This window comes from Streptosporangium sp. NPDC001681, from assembly GCF_040298085.1.
Classification (GTDB): Bacteria; Actinomycetota; Actinomycetes; order Streptosporangiales; family Streptosporangiaceae; genus Streptosporangium.
Window position 1 is genome coordinate 1 of the sequence record NZ_JBEOZN010000267.1, and the last position, 4,423, is coordinate 4,423.

Sequence of the window (4,423 nt, forward strand, 5' to 3'; positions counted from 1 at the left end):
CCGTGGAGTCGATCGAGACCTCGGTCGCCCCCCACTGGTTGTGCAGCCCGCAGCCGGAGCCGCCGAGCCGGTCGGCGAACGCCGCCGCGAGTTCCGGGCGCAGGGCCTCGCCGCTGGAGATCACATGGCGCAGGGCGGGAAGCCGTGGCGGCCCGCCGGGGGCGAGTTCCTCCAGGAAGAGCGCGAGCACACTGGGGACGAACTGCAGGACCGCGATCCGGTGGGTGTCCGCGGCCCTGAGGATGGCCGCGGGGTCCCGGTGGAGCCCCGGTGGGAGGATCACGACCCTCCCACCCGTCATCAACGGCCAGAAGATCTCCACCGCGGAGTCGTCGAAGCTGAGCACCGTCTTGTGCAGCACCCCCTCTCCCTGCCGCAGCCCGTACCTCCGCTGCATCCACCACATCCGGTTGACCCAGCCGCGGTGGGTGCTGGCGACCCCCTTGGGCATCCCGGTCGAGCCGGAGGTGTAGTAGACCGACACCAGGTGGTCCGGACGGGCGGTACCGGTGAGAGGTTCGTCCGGGAGAGCGGCGGGCCCGTCGAGTTCGACGGGGAGCAGCAGTGCCCGTGACGGCGGCGAGCCCGTCGGCGCGCGCCCGGTGAGGCAGACGGGCGCCCCGCAGTCGGCGAGGATCTGCCCGGCCCTGGCCACCGGAAGGTCAGGGTCGAGAGGTACGTAGGCGCCGCCTGCTTTGAGCACCGCCAGCAGGGCGACGACCAGCTCGCGGGAGCGCTCCAGCCACACCCCGACCGGGACGTCGGCGCGCACGCCGTTGTCGCGCAGGACATGGGCGAGCCGGGTGGAGAGGCGGTCCAGCTCCCGGTAGGTCAGCCCGCCGTCGTCGTCGGTCACCGCCGGGGCGTCGGGCGTGCGGTCGGCCTGCGCGGCGATCAGCTCGTGCAGGCAGCTCTCCTCGGGATACGGCTCGACGGTGTCGTTGCAGGACCTCACGACCCGGTCGTGCTCGGCGGGGCCGAGCAGATCCAGGGTGGAGATCGGCCTTCGGGAATCGGCGGCGACGGCCGCCAGGATCCGGCGGTAGGCGTCCGCCAGTCGCTCCACGGTGACGGCGTCGAAGAGGTCGGCCGCGTACCGGATGACACCCCCGATGTGGTCGCCGCGGTCCGAGAGCGCGACGTCCAGCTCGAACTTGGCCGCCGGGAAGGCAACGGGGCCCGGGGTGGCCGTCACACCCGGCAGGCCGGTGGGGAGGGCCGGCGGTTCCTCCATCTCGAACATGATCTGGAAGAGCGGGGTGCGGCTGAGGTCAGGGTCGGGCCGCAGTTCCTGGACCACCCGTTCGAAGGGGATGTCGTGATCGAGTGCCCCCAGGACCGTCTCCCCGGTGCGCGGTAGCAGGTCCGCGAAGCAGGGGTCGCCGGAGACGTCGGTCCGCAGGACCACCGTGTTGACGAAGAAGCCGATGAGCCGTTCCAGCTCGGCGTGGCTCCGGTTGGACACCGGTGTGCCGACCACCACGTCGTGCTGTCCCGTGTACCGGGTGAGCAGCGCCTGGAAGCCCGCCAGCAGCGTCGTGAAGAGAGAGACGCCGTGCTCCCGCCCGAGAGCCCGCAGTCTCTCCACGACCGCCTCCGGCACCGTGAAGTCCACCGTGGCCCCCCGCCACGCCCCCAGGGCGGGGCGGGGGCGGTCGGTCCGCAGCTCCGCCGGTTCGAGGCCCGCGAGCCTGTCCCTCCAGTAGTCCAGGTGCTCGTCTCCGGCCAGCCGGTCGGCACGCTGCCACCACGCGAAGTCCGCGTACTGCACGGGCAGGGGAGGAAGATCGACGGGCTCGCCGATGACGATCCCCCGGTAGAGCGCCTCGACCTCCCGCCACAGCACGGACGTCGACCAGCCGTCGGTCGCGATGTGGTGCGCCGTGAGCAGTAGGAGATGCTCACGCTCCTCAAGCCGTACCAGCCTGGCCCGCATGAGCGGTCCCCGCGACAGCGGCAACGGCTCGACGGCGTCGGCCAGCGCGATCTCCCTCGCCCGCGCCTCCGCCTCCTCGCGAGGCAGGCCCGACAGGTCGTCGAAAACCGGCCGGAAGCCGTCGAGGGGTCCGGTCACCTGCCGCACCGACTCGTCTGCCCTCTCGATCCTGCTCCGCAGGATCTCGTGCCGCCCGACCACCTCGGTGATCGAGGCGAGAAGGGCCTCGCCGTCCAGCCGCCCCTGGAGCCGGACGGCGACGGGGACGTTGTAGTCCGCGTGTCCCGGCCTGAGCTGGTCGAGGAACCACAGCGGTTCCTGGCCGAAGGAGAGTGGCGCGTCCTGTCCCCGCGGCCGGGCCCCGACAGGAGATCGCCCGCCGCGCGGCTCGCCGTCCAGCCGCGCGGCGAAGTCCGTCAGCCTCGGGTGCTCGAAGAGGCGGCGGAGCGGGACCTCCACCCCCAGGGCCGTGCGCAACCGGCTCACGACCATGGTGGCCCGCAGCGAGTGACCGCCCAGCCCGAAGAAGTCATCGTCGCGGCCCACCCGGTCCACACCGAGGACCCGCGCCCAGACATCCGCCACCACCCGTTCGCGCTCCGTGCGTGGCGGAAGGTAGGCGGTACCCGCCATCCGCGGGGACGGATCCGGGAGCGCGGCGTGGTCTGCCTTGCCGTTGAACGTCAGCGGGATCGCGTCGACCGCGATGAGTGCCGTCGGCACCATGAAGGGGGGAAGCAGCTTCCCGAGGTGGTCGCGGAGTCCGGTGCGCGGGGCGCCGGGATGCCAGACCACGTAGCCGGCCAGCTGGGCGTCCGCCCCCTTCCCACGCACGGAAACAGCCGCCGCCGCGACCCCCGGGTGCCCGAGCAGCGCCGCCTCCACCTCTCCCGGCTCGATGCGGTGTCCGCGGACCTTGACCTGCTCGTCGGCCCGCCCCAGGTACTCCAGCGTGCCGTCAGGCGACCTACGTACCAGATCCCCCGTCCTGTACAGGCGCTCGCCGTCCCCGAACGGGTCGGGGACGAACCGTTCCGCGGTCAGGCCCGGGCGCCCGGCGTAGCCGCGGGCGACACCCGCGCCGCCGATGTACAGCTCGCCGACGGCGCCGGGCGGCAGCGCCCGCATCCCCTCGTCGAGCACGTGGGCACGGGTGTTCCAGACGGGGCGGCCGATCGGCACCTGCCCGGTCGTGGAGCGGCCCTCGTGGGACGCCACCCGGTAGGAGGCGGCGACCGAGCCCACCACGGTCTCGGTGGGCCCGTACTCGTTGAAGACCTCCGCGCCGGGATTGTCGCGCCACCAGGCGGCCGCCAGCGGCCAGGGCAGTGCCTCACCGCCGACCACGAGCGTCCTGGCGTGCAACCGCCGGCCGGGCGGCGTGACCTCCAGCAGCGCCGACATGTGCGAGGGGGTCAGCTTCACCAGGCTGTAGTCGTCCCCGGCGGTCAGCGCGGTGCGCAGGTCGTCGACATCGGCCCCCTCCGGCAGGAGGGTAACGTCCTTGCCGCACAACAGCGGCAGGAAGAGCGCGGTGACCGTCAGGTCGAAGCCGGCCGAGGAGTGCAACAGGCTGCCCCGCCGCCCGGTGAGAGGATAGGCGTTCCCTGCCCAGGACAGGTAGTTCGCCAGTCCCCGGTGGGTGACCATCACCCCCTTGGGGCGACCGGTGGAACCGGAGGTGTAGATGACGTACGCCAGGTCTTCCATGCCCGTCGGAACCGGCTCCGCCGGGAGGTGCTCCGAGGGCGCGGGCCACTCGCCGGGGCCGTCGTCGTCGACACGGACCACCGTCTCGGGGGCGGGCAGGCGATCGGCCAGGGACCGAGAAGTGACGAGCACGGGGGCTCCGCTGTCCGCCAGCATGAACCTGACCCGTTCCTCCGGGTAGGACGGGTCGATCGGGACGTAGGCGGCCCCCGACTTGAGCACGGCGAGAAGGGCGACCACCAGGTTCGCGGATCGCTCAAGGCACACGGCGACCCGGCTTCCCGGTCCGGCTCCCCCGCGCACGAGCCGGTGCGCCAGCCGGCGGGCCCGCTCCTCCAGCTCGGCGTAGCTCAACGTGCCGGTGCCACACGAGACGGCCACCGCACCGGGGGTACGCGCGGCCTGTGCCGCCACCAACTCGTGGACGCGGCGTTCCCCCTCGGGCCGCCCGGTGTCGTTCCACCGGGCCAGCGCCCGGTCGCGTTCCCCCCGATCCCAGGTCTCCAGCGCCAGTAGGGGAGCCTCCGGGCGCGACACGGCCTCCGACAGCGTCCGCCGGAAGCCGTCCAGGAGACCGCGGGCGAGGTCCGCGTCGAAACGACCGGGGTCGAAGGTGAGCCGCAACTCCAGGCCGGTGTCGACCGAGATCGACACGGTGACCGGGTACTCGGTCTCCTCGCGGCTGCTCTCCAGCCGGAGTCTGGCGTCGTCGCCCAGCGGCAGGTCGCGGGTGTGCGGCTGGTTCTCCACGATGAGCAGGGTGTCGAAAAGCGGTTC

The 4,423-nt window shown here is 72.7% G+C and carries 1 protein-coding gene; it reads right to left on the bottom strand.

The genetic code is table 11. The features are described 5' to 3' along the window. Positions 1-4,423: non-ribosomal peptide synthetase (locus ABT130_RS47120; protein ID WP_350966426.1), on the bottom strand; the 4,423-nt coding region annotated here is incomplete at both ends.